Annotated in this window: 17 protein-coding genes and 2 pseudogenes; 10 read left to right on the forward strand and 9 right to left on the reverse strand. The window is 70.6% G+C overall.

Annotated features, from left to right (window positions below; translation table 11 throughout):
- Positions 1–6 precede the first annotated feature (6 nt).
- The 5 genes from ACZ5SK_RS32085 (at position 7) to ACZ5SK_RS32105 (ending at position 7,285) form a co-directional block, all read left to right on the forward strand.
- Entirely contained in the window at positions 7–2,562 is a 2,556-nt protein-coding gene (locus ACZ5SK_RS32085) for an ATP-binding cassette domain-containing protein (protein WP_361703809.1), read from the forward strand.
- Between the two features lie 107 nt (positions 2,563–2,669).
- The gene (locus tag ACZ5SK_RS32090; RefSeq protein WP_361703812.1) at positions 2,670–3,878 is read left to right on the forward strand and encodes an ABC transporter substrate-binding protein; all 1,209 of its coding nucleotides are present in this window, start codon (positions 2,670–2,672) and stop codon (positions 3,876–3,878) included.
- Between the two features lie 240 nt (positions 3,879–4,118).
- Positions 4,119–4,406, forward strand: coding sequence for a DUF2218 domain-containing protein (locus ACZ5SK_RS32095; RefSeq protein WP_334574262.1), 288 nt, complete (start codon positions 4,119–4,121; stop codon positions 4,404–4,406).
- Positions 4,403–5,353 (forward strand): NADP-dependent oxidoreductase, encoded by a 951-nt coding sequence (locus ACZ5SK_RS32100; protein WP_334574264.1) that lies wholly within the window; start codon positions 4,403–4,405, stop codon positions 5,351–5,353. Before ACZ5SK_RS32095 ends, ACZ5SK_RS32100 begins: the two co-directional genes overlap by 4 nt.
- A gap of 243 nt (positions 5,354–5,596) precedes the next feature.
- Positions 5,597–7,285 carry an alkaline phosphatase family protein gene (locus tag ACZ5SK_RS32105; protein ID WP_361703815.1) on the forward strand — a complete coding sequence of 563 codons (1,689 nt, stop codon included), beginning with the start codon at positions 5,597–5,599 and terminating at the stop codon, positions 7,283–7,285.
- Positions 7,286–7,547: 262 nt separating this feature from the next.
- On the opposite strand, the pseudogene ACZ5SK_RS32110 reads toward ACZ5SK_RS32105, so the two are convergent.
- Positions 7,548–7,789 (reverse strand): annotated as a pseudogene (locus ACZ5SK_RS32110) (MarR family transcriptional regulator); the annotation flags it as partial.
- Between the two features lie 13 nt (positions 7,790–7,802).
- Here ACZ5SK_RS32110 and ACZ5SK_RS32115 point away from each other — a divergent pair.
- The 3 genes from ACZ5SK_RS32115 to ACZ5SK_RS32125 all read left to right on the forward strand — a co-directional run bounded on the left by ACZ5SK_RS32115 (position 7,803) and on the right by ACZ5SK_RS32125 (position 11,100).
- Complete coding sequence (locus ACZ5SK_RS32115; RefSeq protein ID WP_334574267.1) at positions 7,803–8,330, forward strand: SigE family RNA polymerase sigma factor; 528 nt, start codon at positions 7,803–7,805, stop codon at positions 8,328–8,330.
- 143 nt (positions 8,331–8,473) lie between these two features.
- Positions 8,474–9,676, forward strand: coding sequence for a hypothetical protein (locus ACZ5SK_RS32120; protein ID WP_334574268.1), 1,203 nt, complete (start codon positions 8,474–8,476; stop codon positions 9,674–9,676).
- Between the two features lie 131 nt (positions 9,677–9,807).
- Positions 9,808–11,100: an MFS transporter gene (locus ACZ5SK_RS32125; RefSeq protein WP_361703819.1), complete on the forward strand. Its 1,293-nt coding sequence runs from the start codon at positions 9,808–9,810 to the stop codon at positions 11,098–11,100.
- 33 nt (positions 11,101–11,133) lie between these two features.
- Here ACZ5SK_RS32125 and ACZ5SK_RS32130 read toward each other — a convergent pair whose 3' ends face one another.
- On the reverse strand, positions 11,134–11,598 hold the full coding sequence (locus ACZ5SK_RS32130; protein WP_334574272.1) for a DUF5990 family protein: 465 nt from the start codon (positions 11,596–11,598) through the stop codon (positions 11,134–11,136).
- 103 nt (positions 11,599–11,701) lie between these two features.
- Positions 11,702–12,073: a hypothetical protein gene (locus ACZ5SK_RS32135; RefSeq protein ID WP_334574273.1), complete on the reverse strand. Its 372-nt coding sequence runs from the start codon at positions 12,071–12,073 to the stop codon at positions 11,702–11,704.
- 297 nt (positions 12,074–12,370) lie between these two features.
- On the opposite strand from ACZ5SK_RS32135, the pseudogene ACZ5SK_RS32140 reads away from it, so the two are divergent.
- A pseudogene (locus tag ACZ5SK_RS32140) lies at positions 12,371–12,520 on the forward strand (dihydrofolate reductase family protein); the annotation flags it as partial.
- Positions 12,521–12,681: 161 nt separating this feature from the next.
- Positions 12,682–13,485, forward strand: coding sequence for a polyphosphate kinase 2 (ppk2, locus tag ACZ5SK_RS32145; protein ID WP_361703823.1), 804 nt, complete (start codon positions 12,682–12,684; stop codon positions 13,483–13,485).
- A 103-nt stretch (positions 13,486–13,588) separates the two neighbouring features.
- On the opposite strand, the gene ACZ5SK_RS32150 is transcribed toward ppk2, so the two are convergent.
- The 6 genes from ACZ5SK_RS32150 to ACZ5SK_RS32175 form a co-directional block, all read right to left on the reverse strand.
- Positions 13,589–14,080 (reverse strand): flavin reductase family protein, encoded by a 492-nt coding sequence (locus ACZ5SK_RS32150; RefSeq protein WP_334574277.1) that lies wholly within the window; start codon positions 14,078–14,080, stop codon positions 13,589–13,591.
- Positions 14,081–14,197: 117 nt separating this feature from the next.
- On the reverse strand, positions 14,198–14,887 hold the full coding sequence (locus ACZ5SK_RS32155; protein WP_334574278.1) for a hypothetical protein: 690 nt from the start codon (positions 14,885–14,887) through the stop codon (positions 14,198–14,200).
- A 96-nt stretch (positions 14,888–14,983) separates the two neighbouring features.
- The gene (locus tag ACZ5SK_RS32160; protein WP_334574280.1) at positions 14,984–16,066 is read right to left on the reverse strand and encodes a serine/threonine-protein kinase; all 1,083 of its coding nucleotides are present in this window, start codon (positions 16,064–16,066) and stop codon (positions 14,984–14,986) included.
- Between the two features lie 39 nt (positions 16,067–16,105).
- On the reverse strand, positions 16,106–17,599 hold the full coding sequence (locus tag ACZ5SK_RS32165) for a dihydroorotase (RefSeq protein WP_334574282.1): 1,494 nt from the start codon (positions 17,597–17,599) through the stop codon (positions 16,106–16,108).
- 15 nt (positions 17,600–17,614) lie between these two features.
- The gene (locus tag ACZ5SK_RS32170) at positions 17,615–18,436 is read right to left on the reverse strand and encodes an ABC transporter permease (protein WP_361703828.1); all 822 of its coding nucleotides are present in this window, start codon (positions 18,434–18,436) and stop codon (positions 17,615–17,617) included.
- Entirely contained in the window at positions 18,433–19,215 is a 783-nt protein-coding gene (locus ACZ5SK_RS32175) for an ABC transporter ATP-binding protein (protein WP_457494848.1), read from the reverse strand. The genes ACZ5SK_RS32170 and ACZ5SK_RS32175 overlap by 4 nt, the downstream gene beginning before the upstream one ends.
- Positions 19,216–19,260 lie beyond the last annotated feature (45 nt).

Genomic DNA, 19,260 nt, shown 5'->3' on the forward strand with positions numbered 1-19,260 from the left:
GCATCCATGGTTTTCAACCGTTCCCTCCTGGCGAGGGCCGCCCTGGGCCCGGCCGCCGGCGCGGTCCTGATGGCGTTCATGGCCTCCGGCGCGATTCCCGCGTACCAGATGTACTCGGTGGGACTCGCCGCCGTGTACACGATCGTCGTGCTGTCGGTGGGCCTGCTCGCCGGCTGGTCCGGTATCTGGTCGGTGGGCCACCCCGCCTTCTTCGCCATCGGCGCCTACTTCGCGGCGTACGGCAGCGGCCACGACTGGCCCCTGGAAGCGGTGGCCCTCGGCGCCGTCGCCGCGGGCGGGGCCCTGGGCGCCTTCATGGGGTACGCCGGCGCCAGGTTCTCCGTGCTCTACATCGCCCTGCTGACCCTCGCCTTCACGACGGTCACCCTGGAGCTGATCAACCGCTGGAGCAGCGTGACCGGCGGTGACCAGGGAGTGCCGGTGATCGAGCTGCGCAGCGCGCTGGGCCTGGGCACCCTCACCGGCGGGGGGACCGATGCCCAGTACCTCGCGGTCGGAGCGGCCGCCGTGATCCTCGCGCTGGCCGTGCCGGCCGCCGCCTCGGGGCTGCGGATGCGGCTGGTGGCCGCCAAGTCGCACCCCTTGGCCGCCCGTACGATCGGCATCGCGCCGGAGGCGCAGTCGTCGCTGTCGTTCGCGGTGAGCGGGGCGTGCACATGCTTCGCGGGGGTGCTGCTCGGGCTGATCACCGGGTTCGTCAGCCCGGATCCGTTCTCACTGACCCTGGGCATCTCACTGATCGCGGCGTGTGTGCTGGGCGGGGTCGGCACCGTCCTCGGCGCGGTGGCCGGCGGCGTCTATCTGACCTGGAACCCCTCGCTGTCGTCCGCCGTGGGACTGCCTCAACCGGTCGTACAGGGTCTTGTGCTGATCGGGGTGCTCCTCTTCCTGCCGGGCGGAGTCGTGCCGTTCCTCGCCAGGCCTGTACGGAGCCTGGCGAGGCGTGTGCTGCGGGAACGGGACGCCGAAGTCCCGTTGCCGTTGCCCTTGTCGACGCCAGCCGAGGCGTCGGCGGAGCTCACGGCGGTCCAGCCGGCGTCCGCGGCCACGGGTGAGGGCCCCGTTCTGCTGGAGCTGGAGCACGTGTCGGTCTCCTACGGCGGACTCAAAGCCCTGTCGGACGCCTCGCTGACCCTGCGGCAGAACGAGATCCTGGCGGTCATCGGGCCCAACGGCGCCGGAAAGACGACCCTGTTGAACGCCCTGTCCGGGCTGACCGGCAACGGCCGGGTCACCGGGAGCGCCGACTTCGCCGGACGGCCCCTGCTCAACGCCAGGGCGACAGCACGACGGCGACTGGGCATCGGCCGCACATTCCAGCACGCGGAGGTCTTCTCCGAACTCACCGTCGCCGAGAACGTGTTGTGCACCCGTCGCCGCGTCACCGCCAAGGACCGGGCCGATGTCGCACGGCTGCTGCACTCCGTCGGTCTCGCGGACATGGCGCAGCGCCGCCCCGGGGAGCTGCCGTTCGGCCTGCAGAAGCGTCTCGACCTGGCCCGTGCGATGGCCGGGGAACCGAAACTGCTGGTCCTGGACGAGCCGTTCGGCGGCCTCGACGCGAGTGAACGCGCCCTGCTGGCACGGCACATCAGGCGACTGCACGCCGACGGCACCGCCGTGGTCGTCATCGACCACGTCCTCGACGACCTCTTCTCCGTCGCGCACCGGGTGCTCGCCTTCGACTTCGGCCGCACGATCGGCGATGGCACCCCGGACACCGTTCTGGACGACCCGAGGGTGCGGTCGTCGTATCTGGGGACGGTCGACGGCAGGACACGGCCGCCCGAGCAGGTGGGCGACCGCAGCATGATCCGCCTGCACGGCGTGGGCCATGCGTACGGCGGCGTGGTCGCGCTGCGAGACGTCGACCTCGACGTCCGCCAGGGGGCCGTGCTGGGCATCGCCGGAGCCAACGGAGCCGGAAAGAGCACGCTGGCCGGCATCCTGCACGGCTCCCTCACACCCGCCCGCGGCGACCGGGAGACGAGCGGAGTCGTCCGCACCAGTCTGGCGCCCGAAGGACGGGCGCTGTTCCAGACACTGTCCCTGCGGGAGAACCTCGAAGTCGCGGCGTACGCGGCGGGCATCACCGGTGCGCCGCTGCGCGAACGGCTGGAGGAGACCGTCCAGTGGCTGCCGCCCCGGCTGCGCGACCGGCTGTCCGCGTCCGCCGGCGGGCTGTCCGGCGGAGAGCAGCAGATGCTGGCCATCGCCCGGGCTCTGATCGTCGGGCCGGACGTCCTGATCGTCGACGAACCGGCGCTCGGGCTGGCCCCCGCCCTGGTCGACGAGGTCTACGACCGGCTGGCCAGGCTGGCCCATGACGGGCTGACCGTCGTCCTGCTCGAACAACTGCTCAGCCGGGCCATGTCGGTGTGCCACGAGGTGACCGTGCTGCACGAGGGCGTCGTCGCGGCCCACGGGCGGCCGGGCGACCCGGCGTTCGCCGCCCTGGCGGAAGCGGCCTACTTCAGCGGCGGTCTGGAAGCCGCCGCCACGACCACGGCGGCCTCCGCCCGGATCTCCCCGGTGAACTGAAATCCCGTCATGAATCCCGTTATGAAATCCCGTAGTAAGTCCCGTTGTGTGAAATCCCGTCGTTTGAAATCCCGTTGTTTGAAATCCCGTTGTGAACGAGGTGGGCCGTGTTCCGGACAATGAGAAAATTCCGCCGCGCTGCGGGAGCGACAGCCGTACTGGCCGCGCTGGCGCTGACCGCCGGCGCATGTGCCGGTGAGGACTCCGCGGCAGCCGGTGGCAGCTCTTCCGAGATCCACATCGGCGCGTGGCTCCCCCTCACCGGCGCCACCGCCACATACGGCGTAGCCGAGAAGGCGGGCGCCGACGCGTACTTCAAGATGATCAACGCCCAGGGAGGCATCAACGGGCGCAAGATCCGGTGGACCGTCAAGGACAACGCGGCCGACCCCCAGCAGACCGTGCAGATCGCACGCGAACTGGTCGGCCAGGACAAGGTCGTGGCCATCGTCAACGCGAACGGCACCGCGCAGGCGGAGGCGGCCTTCCCGTTCGTCCTCACTCAGTCCAAGGTGCCGGTCCTCAACGAGGTGGGCGGCGCCCAGTCCTGGTACAAGCCGCCGCGCCCCGGTTTGTTCGGCACCCAGACCCTCTACGAGGACCAGGCCTCGGCGATCGCCGCCTGGGCAGTGCAGGACGGCGCGAAGAAGATCCTCGTCGTGCACAGCGACCCGGCCGCGTTCGTGAACGTGGCCGAGCAGGTGGAGCCGGTCGCGAAGAAGATCGACCCGTCGGTCGAGGTGGACCGGCTGCCGGTCAAGTACCAGACCACCGACTACACCCCCGTGATCAGCAAGGTGAAGGCCGCGAAGACCCAGGCGGTGGTCCTGATCCTCACCTCCCCCGAGGCGGCCGCCTTCCTCAAGGAGGCCAAGCTCCAGGGACTCTCGCTGCCGACCTACGCCTACGCTCCCGTCGCCGCCGAGTCGACCGTCTCGCTGGCCAAGGACGCCGCCGAGGGCCTCAAGGCCGTACAGCTGGTCAAGGCGCCCTCGGACCAGGACCCCGCGGTGCAGGAGTTCCGGGCCGCGATGGCCAAGTACGAGCCCGGTCAGAGCGCCGGGTTCCTCGCCCTGTGGGGCTGGAGCAACGCGAAGGTGTTCGCCCAGATCGCGAAGACCGTCACGGGGCCCGTCACGTCCCAGTCCCTCACCGCGGCGTACCAGAAGGCGTCCGATGTGGACCCCGGGGTGTCGCCGGTGATGAGGTTCAGCGCGGGTAACCACATCGGCACGCGCAGCGTGCAGCGCGTCGTCGTGAAGAACGGCGTCTGGACGTCCGTCGGCGACTTCTACACGCCTCCGCCCCGCGACTGAGCTCGCCGTTCAACGACGTTCTCGTCGCACGAAGGCCTGACGTGCGTGTGACCCACAACACCGCCGGCATGGTGCAAATTTGAACGTGGCGAGGCTATGGTCGACACCGGAGAGCGTTTCAAGATTGAAACACTCGGTTCGCTCCTTCGTCGCAGGAGCAACCGCATCCACACCCCCGACGCCACCACGCCTCCGGTCGGCTGGTCCGGCCGTTCGCTCCCCCGCACCTGGAGTCACGCCGTGCCCACCTCCCTCGGCCGCGCCACCACCGACGCCGCTTCTCGCTACGCCAAGCAACTCGCCTCCCACTTCGGCCGGAAGATCCCGACCGAGGAGACCCCCGAAGGAGGACACCGCCTCACCTTCCAGCAGACCGACGTCCTGCTCCAACCCGCCGCGGATCACCTGCTCATCCGCGTAGTCGCCCCCGACGCCTCCGCGCTCAGCGCCATCCAGGACGTCGTGGGCAGCCACCTCGAACGCTTCGGCCGCCGCAACGAACTCACCGTCACCTGGGAGCAGCAGTGAAAGCGGTCGTGATCACCGGCTTCGGCGCCGCCCCGCAGTTGACCGAGTTGCCGATACCCGAGCCCGGCCCGGGCGAGGTACTCGTGCGGCTGCACGCGGCCGCGCTCAACCCCTTCGACTGGAAGGTCGCCGACGGTGCCCTCCAGGGCACCGTCGAGCACCTCTTCCCCCTCGTCATGGGCTCCGACGGCGCGGGCACCGTCGAACGCGTGGGCACCGGGGTGAACTTGTTCCGGCCCGGCGACACCGTCTACGGCCAGTTCATGAACCTCGCCCACGGACGTGGCTCCTACGCCGAATACGCTCTGGCCGCCGAGCACGGCAGGATCGCCCGCATGCCCGACGACCTGCCCTTCCCCATCGCCGCCGCGCTGCCCACCGCCAGCGTCGCCGCGTATCAGGCCATCGAGGCCGCTCGTCCCGACACCGGACACCTTCTCCTGATCAACGGCGCCTCCGGCGGTGTCGGGCAGTCCGCGATCCAGTTCGCCGCGAACCAGGGAGCACGGGTACTGGCCACCGCCACCCGCGACATCGCCGACCATCTGCGCGCCCTCGGAGCCGACGAGACCATCGACTTCACCGCCGCACCCACCGCCGACCAGGTCCTGGCCGCCCACCCCGACGGCATCGACGCCGTCCTCGACCTCGTCACCCATCCCGGCGAGGACGGCATCGACACCCTGGCCGCCCTGCTCAAGCCCGGCGGCCGGTACATCAGCACCAACCACGCCGCCGACGTCGACGCGCTCGCCGGCCGCGAGATCCACGCCGTCAACCTCACCGCCGCCCCCAGCCGGGCCGAACTGGAAGCCCTCGCCGACCTCACCGCCGCCGGAAAACTCCGCATCACCGTCGACGCCGAAATCCCTCTGGCCGACGCCCCCACGGCCGTGGCCCGCGCCCGCTCCGGCAACGTCCGCGGCAAGCGGGTCATCCTCCTCTGACTCGGCGGGACCCCGAGTCCCGGCCACGGCGGAGAAGCGCGATCAGGACTGTCGGACGGGCCAGCGGAGTTCAACACGCTGCCGAACCCGCCCCTCCCCCGGCTGCCTCTACGTCTTTGCGTGCGCTGATGCGTTTCTTGGGCAGGACCCGGCACGTACGTCCGCTCCCGTACACGTTCTCCCCTTCCCATGTGGTTGCACGGTTCGCCGCCGCCCCCCGCGCCGTACAACCGAGGAGCATCGTTGTTCCCACGTCCAGTCCGCCCCGTCCGCCCCGCCGGTACCGCTCGTACCGTCACCGCGGCCGCGGCCGCGCTCGCCGCCGCGGGCGCCCTCACCGCCACGGCCACCGCGCCCGCCGCGGCGCACGCCCCGGCGCAGGCGCCCGCCCGTGCCCGGCACGTCCTGCTGCTGTCCGTCGACGGCCTGCACCAGTCCGACCTGGCCTGGTACATCGACCGCAACCCGCACTCCGCGCTCGCCCGGCTCGCCGGCAGCGGTGTGGAGTACACGCACGCGACAACCACCGTCCCCTCCGACTCGTTCCCCGGCATGGTCGGCCAGCTCACCGGCGGCGACCCGGGCACCACGGGCGTCTACTACGACGACTCCTACGACACCGCGCTCCTCCCGGCCGGCACGACCGACTGCGCCGGCGCCAAGCCAGGTGCCGAGGTCGACCTCACCGAGGACCTCGACAAGAACAAGGACTCGATCGACGCGGGCCAGGGCATGTCCGGCCTGCCCGGCAGCATCCTGAAGATGACCGGCAACGCCGCGAGCCTCATCGACCCGTCGAAGCTGCCGCTCGACCCGAAGACCTGCAAGCCGGTCTACCCGCACTCGTACCTGAAGGTGAACACGGTCTTCGACGTGGCCCGCAAGGCCGGCCTGCGGACGGCGTGGTCCGACAAGCATGTCGCGTACGACATCCTGAACGGCCCGTCCGGCAACGGCATCCAGGACCTGTTCGCCCCCGAGATCAACAGCACGGCCATCGGATACCCGGCCGGCGGCGACTGGACGAAGGACAACGCGGCGACCGAACAGTACGACGGCTACAAGGTGCGGGCCGTGCTGAACGAGATCGACGGCTACGACCACAGCCGCACCCACCAGGTGGGCACCCCGGCGGTCTTCGGCATGAACTTCCAGTCGGTGTCGACCGCCCAAAAGCTGCCCTCCTCCGACGGGCTGACCGGCGGCTACCAGGCGAAGGGCGTTCCCGGCCCGCTGCTGGCCAAGAACCTCGACTTCGTCGACCAGCAGGTCGGGGCCTTCCTCGCCGAACTCCACCAGCGGCACCTGGACCGCAGCACCACGGTCATCCTGTCGGCCAAGCACGGGCAGTCGCCGACGGACCCCAAGGCGCTGACCCGCATCGACGACAGCGCCCTCCTGGACGGGCTCAACGCCGCCTGGAAGGCCGCCCATCCCGGTGCCGGCGACATGGTCGCGCACGCCGTGGACGACGATGCGATGCTCCTCTGGCTCACCGACCGCTCCCCGGCTGCCACCGCCTTCGCCAAGGCATATCTGCTCGGCCGATCCGGTACGGGCAACGGCATCGACGGCACGGCCAAGCCCTTCACGGCGAGCGGTCTCACGACCCTCTACGCCGGTGCCGAGGCCGCCCGGTACTTCCACACCCGGCCGGGCGACTCCCGCGTTCCCGACCTGTTCGGCATCGCCCGGTACGGCGTCGTCTACACCGGCGGCAAGGGCAAGATCGCCGAGCACGGGGGCGCCCACGCCGACGACCTCGACGTCCCGCTCGTCGTCTCCGGCGCCGCCACCCCGCAAGGTGTACAGGTCGGCGGCTCGGTGCGGACCACGCAGATCGCCCCGACGATCCTGCGGCTCCTGGGGCTCAACTCCCATTCCCTGGACGCCGTACGCATCGAACACACGCGGGCGCTCCCCCTGCGCTGACACGAACCCGGGAATTGTCAGCAACCGACGGTGAAACGCCGGTTGAGATGCCACCCCGTGCAGGGGGTGGCGTCGGGGCCGCCGACGGCTCGCAGCACGTCGGCGGCCTCGGCCAGGGCCGTCACCGTCTGCGGATCGTGACGTCGGAGCCGGTGCCGGCCCCTGATGGCGAGGGAGAGTCGGGCCGGCCGGCCGTGGTCCGGACTCGGCCCGGCGGCGCCGACCGAGGTGTTTCGGCGAGCTGGGCGCGGGTTGACCTGGAGGCATCGCGCCCGTGGGCCTGTTCGGGCGCCTGCGGTCCCGGGGCGCGATCCTCCAACGTCGGCGGGTACGACGTTCGGTGGCGCGGTGGGCCGGGTCGGCGCGGTAGGCGGTGGGGCCGCCGTTGCGCATCACCTCGCGTGTGACGGTCGAGGTCGGGCGGTCGCGGTCCACCCGAAAAATGACATGAAACATTTTCCCCGGCTGACCGCGTCGGAGAGATGTAGGCCGACCAGCCGGCATTCGAGGGGTGGGAATGAGAAAGTCCCGGACCAGGTCCCGGACGGATGAGTTCATGGAGTTCGCCGCCGCGCGTGCCGGACACCTGCACCGCTGCGCATCCCTGCTCACAAGCGGAGACAGCCACCTCGCCGAGGACCTGGTGCAGGAGACACTCAGCCGGATGTACACCCGCTGGGGACGGATGTCCCGCATCGACAACCCCGCGGCCTACGCCCAGACCGTTCTCGTACGCACGTTCATCACCCAGCGGCGCCGCTACTCCGCAACCGAACGCCCCCTGGCCGAACTCCCCGAGCCCCCGCCTCCGCACAGCACGGACGACCCGGCACTGCGGCTCGCGCTGTTGGCAGCCCTGCGGGAACTGCCGCCCAAGGACCGGGCGGTGGTGGTCCTGCGCTACTGGGAGGACCGCAGCGTGCAGGAGACAGCCGACGCGTTGAACGTCAGCCCCGCCGCCGTACGCACCCGCTCCACCCGGGCCCTGGCGAAACTCCGCCGGCAACTGGGCGGCAGCCTCACCGAGTTGACCACCCCCGCCTGACCGCCCCCGCCTGAACCACCCCGCTCCCATCCCCTCCTGCTCACGCCTTCCCGCGGCGAACAGCCGGGCCAAGCACGGTTCCCGTCCCGTTGCGCCGGCGCGTTTCCCCCTTCCGCACCATGAAAGGAACCGGTGCTCAGCCCATGGACTTCGAAGACGAACTCGCCAAGGCGCTCCGCCGCGCCGCGGGCGCCGTCACCACCGACCGGCGTTCCCTCGCCGAAGGCAGCCTCACACGCGGCCGTCGCAGGCTGGCCCGCCGCCGGGCCGGCGTCGTCGCCGGCAGCACGCTGGCCGTCGTCCTCGTGGCCACCGCCGGACTCCGGCTGAACGCCCCGCACAGCGGTGACGGCCCGGACCGCGGCGAGCGGGCCGCGACGCCACGGCCCGCAGGCGACTACCGTCACTTCGCCGTCACCGCGCAGGAGATGAAGAACATCCTGCACAACGGCATGAACCGGGCCGGAATCATCGTCGCCCACCCAGACCTCCAAGCAACGGGCAGCACCGACCGCGCCCGGCCCGCCACCGCCACCATCGACTTCGAGGACGGCTGGGGCACGGCGAGAGTCACCCTCTCGGTACGGCGCGTCGACCCGTCCCAACCCGCCTTGAAGAAACAGATCACCTGCCCGGCGGCCAAGGACTCCCCCTACGAGGAATGCACGCAACAGCCCGACAACCGGGCCGTGAAGGGATACACCCAAGCGGGCAAGGCAGGCGGGGTCAAGGAATGGGCGGTCACCATGCTCTCGCCCAGCGGATACCTCATCGACGTCACCACGCACAACCTGCCGGCGGCCCGGCAGACCAAGGCATCGTCCGTCAACCGCAACCCCCGTATGAACCCCGGCAAACTGCGCTACCTGGCGATGTTCGTCGACGGCTCTTTCACCGGCGACGGCGAAGCCAACCCGCTCGGAACGCTCGAGCCGGGCACCGAGGCCGAACCGGGCGACATCCTCCCCGTCCTCAAAACCCTCCTGCCCCAGCGTCTCCACATCACCTCCGAAGGCGGCACAGGGGCCGAGGGACACGTCGTCGTGATCGACCGCACCACCGGCCACAGGACATACATCCAGGCCACCCGGGTGGCCGGCGACAAGGAATTCTGGAACCGGACCCTGCCCGACGGCACCAAGGTGGGCACCAGGCAGAGCCCCGGCCAGCAGCCGGGAGTCGTCCAACTCCGAGCCGACGCACTCCGCGTGAACGGACTATGGATGTCCCTGACCGCCTACAACGCACCCACCCCCACCTCCCCGCACAGCGGCGCCACCCCGCTCATCACCACCGAAGAACTCACCACCATCGCCACCAGCCGCACCTGGCTTCTCGCCCGCTGACCCGGGCGCCGGAGGACGGTCAGTCGAGACAGAACTCGTTGCCCTCGATGTCCTGCATCGATATGCACGACTCGTTGTCGCCCATTGTGGGGCGTGATCTACTCACCGGGATCTGGACCGGGAGGGGAACTGTGTCACCAGGGGAAACGTCTGAGAATCAGGCACGGGCAGCGGAACCGGGGAGCGACCCTCCTTCTTTATGGAGCAACTCCGCCTACCGAATCTTTTTAGCCATCCAGACCCTGTCCTCGCTCGGTGACTCCTTCTCCTACGTGGCTCTGCCGCTGCTGGTGCTGCACAGCACGGGCTCGGTCCTTCAGATGGGTTTCGTCACCGGCCTCACTGGCGTCGCCTCCATCGTCGCCGGTCTGTTCGCGGGTATCGCCGCCGACCGCTTCGACCGCAGACGGCTCCTCGTGCTCACCGACGGAGCGCGCTGTCTGCTCTTCCTCGTGATCCCGCTGGCATGGATCTTCTCGACTCCGGTCTGGCTGATTTACACCGTGGTCCCCGTCGCGGGTGTCTTCTCGATGCTCTTCCAGGTCACCTACGTCACCGTGGTGCCGGCCATTGTCGACCCGGACCAGATCACCAGGGCCAACGGTCACATGTACGCGACGTATGCGATCGCGAGCGTCGCCGGCCCCGCGTTCGCGGGTTTCGTGGCTTCCTCCGCCGGACCGGCCACCGCGATCGGCATCGACGCCGCGACCTTCGCGGTCGCCGCGGTCGGCGTCCTGTTCGTCAAGTTCGACAGCAAGCCCTCCAAAGCCGCCGCCGCGGCCCAACGCGGCACCGCACGCCAGGAGTTCCTGGCCGGCGCCCGGTTCCTGTGGGAGCACCCCGTGCTGCGCCCGCTGACCGTGCTGCTGTCGCTGCTGACCTTCCTCACATACGGGCTGACGGACCTCGTCGTCTACCTGCTCAAGCACGATCTGGACCGCTCGGACACCACGGTCGGCTATGTGCTGGCCGCGGGCACCGTCGGCACGTTCATCGCCTCCTCCATGGTCGCCCGGGTCCGCAGGCGTCTCGGGTTCGGCGTGAGCTGGATCAGCGCGTTCTCACTCGCGGGGATCACCGTCGCCGGCCTGGGCCTGACCCGGACCGTGCCGGTGATCGCCGTACTGGTGACGGTCAACCTGATGTGCACGGGCATCGCCGGCATCTGCTCGATGTCGCTGCGGCAGGAGGTGACGCCCAGTCATCTGCTGGGTCGGGTCACATCCTCGTTCTGGACCATCCACTCGGCGCTGGGTCCGCTCGGCGCGGCCGCCACCACCGCGGCCGCCGCCGGTCTGGGCGTCACCTCGGTCTGTCTCGTCATCGGCGTCGCCATGCTCGCCATCACGCTGACCGGGACACTGACCGGCATCGCGCGGCAGCCCCACGCCGTCGAACGCCCGGCAGGAGAGGCCGCGTGAACTCCGGCAGCTCCTCCGCAATCGCGATGGGCGTCACATCGAGCTTGCGGTCCAGGTGATGTGCGGGGGTTCGACTCGTGCGCACAGGGGACCGCCGTGCGCGTCGGTCAGCCCGAGGCGTCCGACCAGCAGGCCGTCGCGTGCGGCGGCCGCGAGTACCTCGGCGGGCACGACGTCGAGCATGAGCTTGGCGCGGCGGAACATCGAGAAGACACCCGCCTCGTCGACCGTGCCCCAGGACAGGTAGACGAATCGGCGGCCCAGTCGGTCCTGCACGTACGGGCCCTTCACCTCGGTGCCGGACGGCGAGGGGACGGCGGTGCACTCCAGGGTCCATGTCGCGGACACGGCATCACCGGGTTGCGGCTCCAGCAGCTCGGCCGGACGGTCACGGCGTTGCACGGCGACATGGACGTTGGCGTAGGCGGGAGCGTCCCCGTCAGCGGGAGACCGGCAGACGAGTCCGGGCAGGTCGACGGCCTCGATACGGATACGCATGTCTGCCATCATCCCCGCCGGCCTCCCCGGCCGACAGCCCGCCCGACCAGACCGAACCGGCCGCGTGCCTGCCGCCACGGGACAGGCGGGACCTTCGCCCCTCTCAGGGGCAGTACTCCCAGGCCGTCCGGAGGGCGTCGCGCAGCCGCCTCAGATCGTCCGCGGGGCGGCCCAGGCCGTTCAGTCGCCGCCGGGCCTCCTGTGTACGGGCGTCGGGGTGCGTGCTGAAGGCCAGGTTCAGCGACTGGCGCAGCATCCACTGGTCGTAGGCCAGCAGCCGCCCCGCATACGCCTGTGCCGCCACCAGATCGGGTTGGGTGAGCGGCAGTGCCAGCAGCCGAGCCCGGAGACGGACGATGGCCGAGCCCGCGTGCCCGCAGTCCTGGGCGGTCCGCCCGGAGACGGGGCCGGGCTCCCCGCACGCGGCCACTGCCGCATCGGCGGGCTGCTGAGCGGCCACCGCCTCGTCCAGCACCGCGAGCAGTGCCCGCAGCTGGGCCCGGCGCGACAGCCCGCGGGAGGCGGGGCCGTGGTGCAGGCGGGCGAGGAGGCGGGCGGCACGGTCTCACAGGGCGATGCCGGCCCGTGCCACGGGCCGGGCAGGCGGGCTGCTGGATGCGGGCATGGATCCTCCTGGTCGGCGTGGCCGCACCGGCGACCCTCACCGGCGCCACCCGGTACCGGGTGCGTGCTCTTCCAGTGTGGCTTGTCGAAGACAGCGGTTCCCGATCGTGATCGTGACCGCGGATCTGGCCATCTCCCTCGACGGCTCTGGGGCGACAACCCGCCGTTCCGGACCCCGGTCTTCGTGCTCACCCACCGCCCGCGCCCGCCCCTGGTCAAGGCGGGCGGCACCACGTTCGCCTTCGTCACCGACGGCATCCACAGCGCCCTCGACCAGGCGAGGGCCGCCGCCGGGGACCCACCGCTTCGTGAAACAGCCGGCGAAGGCGACGGCCAGTAAGGGCGGCGGCAAGGATGCGCGGTGCGTCGTCGGTCAGTACGGTGGCGTCCAGGTGTTCGACCGTGGGCACGGGTGACCGCTGAGGTCATCGGCATAGGTCATCGGGCGGTGGAGGCGGCATGGCCGGCAAGAAGGCGGCAACACTGCCGCGCAAGGCGTATGAGACGGAACTGCTGCGCCTGCAGACGGAGTTGGTGAAGCTGCAGGAGTGGGTGCGGGCTGAGGGCGCTCGACTGGTGGTGATCTTCGAGGGGCGGGACGCGGCGGGCAAGGGCGGCACCATCAAGCGGGTCGCCGAGCACCTCAACCCGCGGGTGGCCAGGATCGCGGCCCTCCCGAAGCCGACCGAGCGCGAGCGCACCCAGTGGTACTTCCAGCGGTACGTGGAGCAGCTGCCGGCGGCCGGGGAGATCGTGCTGTTCGACCGGTCCTGGTACAACCGGGCCGGGGTGGAGCATGTGATGGGCTTCTGCACGAAGGAGGAGTACCAGCTCTTCCTCCGCCAGTGCCCGATCTTCGAGCGGATGCTGGTCGAGGACGGCATCCTGCTGCGCAAGTACTGGTTCTCGGTGAGCGACGTCGAGCAGCAGGAGCGGTTCCGGCGCCGCCTCGAGGATCCGCTGCGGCGCTGGAAGCTGTCCCCGATGGACCTGGAGTCGATCACCCACTGGGAGGCGTACTCCCGGGCGAAGGACGAGATGCTGGTGCACACGGACGTCAGTGAGGCGCCCTGGTACGTGGTCGAGAGCGACGACAAGCGCCGGGCCCGGCTGAACATGATCGCCCACCTTCTGGACTCCCTGCCGTACCGCGACGTGCCTCCGGCCGTCCTGAAGCTGCCGCCGCGTCCGCCCTCGACCGGATACCAGCGCCCGCCCCGTGATCTGCAGACCTACGTCCCCGATCACGCGGCGAACCTCTGAGCCTGCGCACCGGGGCGGCGCGCCGCCGCAAGGTGGTGTTCGCGTGGGAGCGACGTCGGAACGAAACTCCTCGCGAACGCCCCGTCATCCGGGTTGGGCGGGCCTACTGCACCGGATGCCCCGGTTCGATCGTGAGCGTGTCCGAGAGCCGCAGCAGCGGCTCGTCCTCGCCCTTGTCCTGCCCGCCGGACTGCACTGGGTCCAGGACGAAGCCGACATGGTCGCCCCCGTCGATCCGCTGCTCGATCCTGCCGACGAACCACGCGCACGCGTCCCGCAGGACGACGGCCCCGCCGTGCCGCTCCGTCCAGTGCGTGCGCGCGAACTTGTCCACACGGTCGCCGGTCTCGCCGCCGAACAGGGCAGCCAGCTCGTACCGGTCCGGCGTCAGCAGATGCACGGCGAGGAAACCGGCGGCGCAGGCCACCTCGTAGGTCCGGTTCGCCTTCGACAGCCACACCACGAACCGCACCGGACGCATGGAGCACTGCGAGGCGAATCCCACCAGGCAACCCGCACGGTCGCCGCCCGCTCGGGCCGTCACGACGCACATGTCGGGGTCCAGCCGGTCGGTGAACACGTTCATGTCCGACATGCTCATGTCCCTCCAGTCGTGCAGCAGCCCAGCAGCCCCTGAGTCCTGCGAGTACCACGCCCGCGCTCGTCATCCATCCTTGTCGTCCTTCACCCATCGCGCCGGGCGACGCCTCGACTAGGACCCCTGACGCGCCGCCTGTTGGAGGGCCCGTTCGAGGGCCGGACGGCCCTGGCCGAGGAGGGTCTTCTCCAGGCTGTGGTCGTCCGAGCGGCCGGTCCGCTCGCCCTGGGCGAAGGCGTCCGTGTCGATAACCCGCCCGCACCACTCCCCACGCCCGACGACCTGCTCGTCGAACGGCACCACCGCCCCTTCCCCGAGCGCGACCCACCGCTCCCCCTCCCAGCGCAGGGCGAGGACGTAGGTGTGGCCGGGTATGACGCGCGGGGCGTCGCCGGTCAGGTCCGGGACCCGGGTCGTGCCGTCGGCGCGGAGCAGCTTCCAGCCGGGGGCCACATAGTCGAGGGTGGCCCCGACGGTGGGGTGGGAGCGGGTGCGGGAGTTGAACGGCCGGTCCTGCACGGTCAGTTCAACGGTCCGCTGCAGCTGGTAGCCGTACGCTCCGGCCGCCAGTTTCTCCCGCCCGCTCTCCCTCTCCCGTACGGCCCGGCCGACGACCACGACATCGGCGTACCGAACCCAGTCCCGCGCGGTCCCGGACGGGTACCGATCGGTCGCGAGCCCGCACCCGTTCACGGTGTCGAGTGCCGGCCAACCGACGAGGATGCCCGCCGTGATGCCGACCGCGGCCAGGACGGCGAGGGCGGGGCGCCCGGCCGCTCGGGCCGGTAAAAGGTTTCTCCGCATCCGATGATCTTGGTGGTGACGCGCTCCGTGGGCCGTGACGCACGTCACTTTGCCAGTCACAGGCCTGTCACATGCATGTCACAGAGGCACGGCCGCTCAGGGCACTCCTCCCGGGGGCCTGGCCAGGGCCCGCCGGAGCTCGGCTGCGGGGAACGGAGTGCGCTTGCTCTGTGTGAGCAGGCGACGGTGGAAGTCGTCCAGGACGACCGCGTGCGAGACGTGACGATCGAGGATCGCGCCGATGTCGGACGGAACGCCGCCGGGCCGGTGACCGTCGGCCCACGCCCGCAGGAACGCACTGTGGTCGGCGCCGCCGCGCACCTCGTCCGGCACATGATGGCGCAGCAGGTGGTTCGGTGCGTAGGAGCGGTCGTACACGAGGTGGTCGGTGAGGAAGGCGTCCTCCGCCGGCGAGAGGTCGAAGCCGCGGCTCGACGCGAGCCCGAAGTCCGCGAAGTACACCTGTCGGCCGTCGGTGAGCACGTTGGCGAAGTGCGCGTCGAAGTGGACCAGTCCGCGCGCGCTCATGAAGGCAGTCCCGCGCACCAGTTCGTCCTCGGCCCATCGGCAGGGCGACTCGCCGTGCGGACCCCGCCAGGCGGTGTCACGGGCCTCGCCGAGCCAGGCGGCGAGCGTGCGGGGCACGTACTCCAGGAACAGCACCAGGCTGGCGGAGGAGGAGCCGATGGCCTCCAGCCGGCGGCGCACGGCCGGCGAGCCCTCCCAGTGCGCGACCGCCTTCTCGATGCCCCCGAGCCCGTCGACGAAGCCGGCGGGCGCGCTGTCCGGCAGCACCCGCCAGTGGTACAGCAGCGGGAAACCCGCGTACTCGTTGGTCAGCACCCAGCCGGTGGTCAGGATGTGCGCGGCCAGCTCTCGCCAGGCGCCGAACCCGGCCGAGCCCACCCCGTACTGGTAGAAGAGGGGAAGCTCGAACAGGTTGGCGGTGGACCGCAGGTGTTCCGGTCGTAGCTCGACGTCCGTCAGCGGGACCCGTTTGACGAAGACGCGTGTCCCGTCGACCTCCAGCTCCGCCGACCTGCCGCCGATACCGGAGCCGAGACTCGGCGCCGCGGCCACCGCGCCCTGGAGCCGACGGTCGCTGAGCAGGGACAGCCGGGCGCCCACGCCGGCGTATGCGCGCACCCGCGCGGCATGCCCTGACTCGGTCACATCCATCGGCGGCTCCAGCCTGACAGCGGTACGGACTGCCGTCGATCATGTCAAAGGTGCGGACACGGCTGTCGGGGTCGCCGTCGGGCGGTGCAGATAGGCGCCGACGGGCCGGCCGACGGCCTTGCCCGACCGCAGGATGTGGGCGCCTCTCAGGAAGGTGTCGGTGACCTGGGCCGTCAGCTCGAAGCCCTCGAACGGGGTGTACCCCTGCGTCGACTCCGAGTCCGCGGCGTGCACGGTCCAGGTGCGGTCGGGGTCGACCAGGGCGATGTCCGCGTCGAAGCCGGGCGCGAGGCTGCCCTTGGTGCGCAGCCCGTAGCGCCGGGCGGGGTTCCAGGAGGTCAGCGCGGCGATCCGGCCCAGGGGCAGGCCGCGCTTCGTCCCCTCGGTGATCAGGCCGGGAAGGAGGTACTCGGCCCCGCCGAACCCGGACCTGGCGAGGAAGACGTCGTCCTTGGGCTCACCGAACTTGACCTCCTCACGGCAGCAGGCATGATCGCTGACGACCCAGTCGACGGTGCCGTCGAGGACGTACTCCCAGAGGGCCTCGACGTCTTCGCGGGGCCGCAGCGGCGGGTTGACCTTGCCGCCGAGGCCGTGGGCGGTGGTGATGTCGGCGAGCAGGTGCCCGGCGGTCACCTCGCGACGGAAGTCGATGTGCGGGAACGCCCGGCTCATCCGTACGGCCGCGTCGACCGCCTTGCGGGACGACAGGTGCAGCAGGTTGATCGTGGGCAGCCCGGTCTCGTGCGCCAGGTAGGCGGCCACGGAGACCGCGAGCCCCTCGGAGTGCTGGGGCCGGGAGGCGCTGTAGGCGGCCAGGCCGGTGAGGTCGCCCGCCTCCTCGACGAGTTTGGTGTACGCGGTCATGATCTCGGCGGTCTCGCAGTGCAGGGAGAGGGAGATCTCGTCGGCGAGGCCGGGGAAGCGCTCGCGTGCGGCCTGGACTGCGCGCATGACGAACTCGAAGTGTGCGTAGTCGTAGCGCTCGTCGTCGGGGAGCATCAGGAAGGCGTTCTGGTCGGCGGACCTGCCGTGCAGGCCGTGACCGCCGTAGAACATGAAGATCTTGAACGAGGTGACGCCGAACCGCTCGATCAGGTCGGGGATCTCGTCGATGTGAGCGCGTGACAGGGGCGCGAGGTGAAAGCCGTAGTCGACGTGGGCGCGGCCGGAGGCGGCGGCCAGTACCTCGGGGAGGAAGTCGGCGTACGCGCCGCCCTTGTTGAGGTAGTAGCGCCCGGTCCGCATGTAGGTCAGGGCGCTGGTGACGCCGCCCTGCGCGCACGCGCGGCTCTCGGTGGCCGCGTCCTCGGCCAGGGGGTGGTAGATCCCCCAGTGCTGGTGGGCGTCGACGACGCCGGGGAACGCCAGTCTGCCACGGGCGTCGACGACCCGGCGGGCGCCTGCCGTGGGGAGGCCGGGGGCCACCGCCGCGATCCGCCCCGCGGTGACGGCGATGTCCGCGGGCCGGGCCTCGTCGTGGTCGTGGGTGACGACACGGGCGTTCTTCAGCACGAGGTCGTACTCGGTCACGGTGGGCTCCTTCATTCATGCCCCGATCGCTCGGCTGTCCTCGGACCAGAAGGTGACGCGCCGCTGGATGAACCGGATGACGAAGTGAGCGACGAGCCCCAGTGCGGAGAGCACCACCAGCACGGCGAACATCCCGGCGATGTCGAAGTTGTAGTTGGTCTGCAGCAGGAGGTATCCCAGGCCCTCCTTGGCCCCGATGAACTCGCCGACGACGGCCCCGAGGATCGCGAAGACGATCCCTATGTCGAGGCCGGCGAAGATGAACGGCAGCGCGCTCGGCAGCCGCACCATCCGGAACACCTGGAACGGGCCGGCCCCGAACACCTTGAGCATCTGGATCCGGTCGGCGTCGGCCGAGCGCAGCCCTTCGATCACGTTGACCAGCATCGGGAAGAAGGAGATCACCGCCGCCATGACGACCTTGCTCGTCATGCCGAAGCCGAACCACACGACGAACAGCGGCGCGAGGGCCACCTTGGGCACCGTCTGGAAGGCGACGACGTACGGCATGAAGGTGCGTTCGATCAGCCGCACCTGTGAGATCGCGGCGCCGAGGACCAGGGCCGCGGCCGCGCCGAGGAGGAAGCCGTACAGCGACTCCAGCAGCGTGACTTTCAGATGGCCCCAGAACAACGGGTCGGCGAGCTGCGTGCGCAGCGCGTCGAGGATCTGGGACGGCCGCGGCAGCAGGTAGTCGTCGACTCCGAGGGCGGGGACCGCGAACTCCCAGGCCAGCATGACGATCACGAAGACGGCCGGGACGAGGAGCAGTTCGGGGCGCTCTCTCGGATCCAGCCGGGGCCGCTTGCCGGTCCGGGGTGTCCTGCGGGGCCTCATCGGTCGATCACGCTCGTGGCGTCGAAATGCCTGCGGATCCGCTCGACGTGGATCCCGGCCCGGTCCGAGGCCATGGTGCTGATCGCGCGCGGGCGTTCCAGCCCGATGTCGACGATCTCGGCGACCCGCCCGGGGCGGGGGCTGAGGACCACGACGCGGTCGGAGAGGAAGACGGCCTCGGGGATGGAGTGGGTGACGAACACGACGCTCTGGCCGCTCTCCCGCCAGATCCGCAGCAGCTCGACGTTCAGGTACTCGCGGGTCATGGCGTCGAGCGCGCCGAAGGGTTCGTCCATCAGCAGCACGGCCGGGTCGTGCACCAGGGCACGGCAGATTCCGGCGCGCTGCTGCATTCCGCCGCTCAGCTCATGGGGGTACTTCTCCTCGAACCCGTGGAGTCCGGCCATCGCGAGCAACCGCTCGGCCCGCTCGCGGTGGACACGGGCGTCGAGCCCGCGCACCTCCACGGGGACCATCACGTTCTGCACAACGGTGCGCCACGGCAGGAGGGTGGCCACCTGGAAGACCATGCCCACCTCGGGCAGCGGACCTGTCACGTCGCGGCCCGCGACACGGACCGCGCCCCGGCTCCCGGGGACGAGCCCGGCGAGGATCTTCAGCAGCGTGGTCTTGCCGCATCCCGAGGGCCCGACGACCGAGACGAACTCGCCGCGCCGGACGGTGAAGCCGACGTCCGAGAGCGCGTGGGTCGGCTCGGACCTGCTCGGCCGGTAGGTCTTGTGCAGTCCGGTGACCTCGATCCAGCGGTCTTCGTCCACATCGGGCTGGGCCACCGCGCCACCGCCCGGCCCGCTGCGTCGGCG

Source organism: Streptomyces sp. NPDC031474, from assembly GCF_055581185.1.

Excerpts from the sequence above, each read along its gene's own strand:
- ACZ5SK_RS32085 (WP_361703809.1), top strand. The coding sequence starts at position 7 with ATGGTTTTCAACCGTTCCCTCCTGGCGAGGGCCGCCCTGGGCCCGGCC.
- ACZ5SK_RS32115 (WP_334574267.1), top strand. The coding sequence starts at position 7,803 with ATGAGAAAGTCCCGGACCAGGTCCCGGACGGATGAGTTCATGGAGTTC.
- ACZ5SK_RS32120 (WP_334574268.1), top strand. The coding sequence starts at position 8,474 with ATGGACTTCGAAGACGAACTCGCCAAGGCGCTCCGCCGCGCCGCGGGC.
- ACZ5SK_RS32130 (WP_334574272.1), bottom strand. The coding sequence starts at position 11,598 with ATGCGTATCCGTATCGAGGCCGTCGACCTGCCCGGACTCGTCTGCCGG.
- ppk2 (WP_361703823.1), top strand. The coding sequence starts at position 12,682 with ATGGCCGGCAAGAAGGCGGCAACACTGCCGCGCAAGGCGTATGAGACG.
- ACZ5SK_RS32150 (WP_334574277.1), bottom strand. The coding sequence starts at position 14,080 with ATGTCGGACATGAACGTGTTCACCGACCGGCTGGACCCCGACATGTGC.
- ACZ5SK_RS32155 (WP_334574278.1), bottom strand. The coding sequence starts at position 14,887 with ATGCGGAGAAACCTTTTACCGGCCCGAGCGGCCGGGCGCCCCGCCCTC.
- ACZ5SK_RS32160 (WP_334574280.1), bottom strand. The coding sequence starts at position 16,066 with ATGGATGTGACCGAGTCAGGGCATGCCGCGCGGGTGCGCGCATACGCC.
- ACZ5SK_RS32170 (WP_361703828.1), bottom strand. The coding sequence starts at position 18,436 with ATGAGGCCCCGCAGGACACCCCGGACCGGCAAGCGGCCCCGGCTGGAT.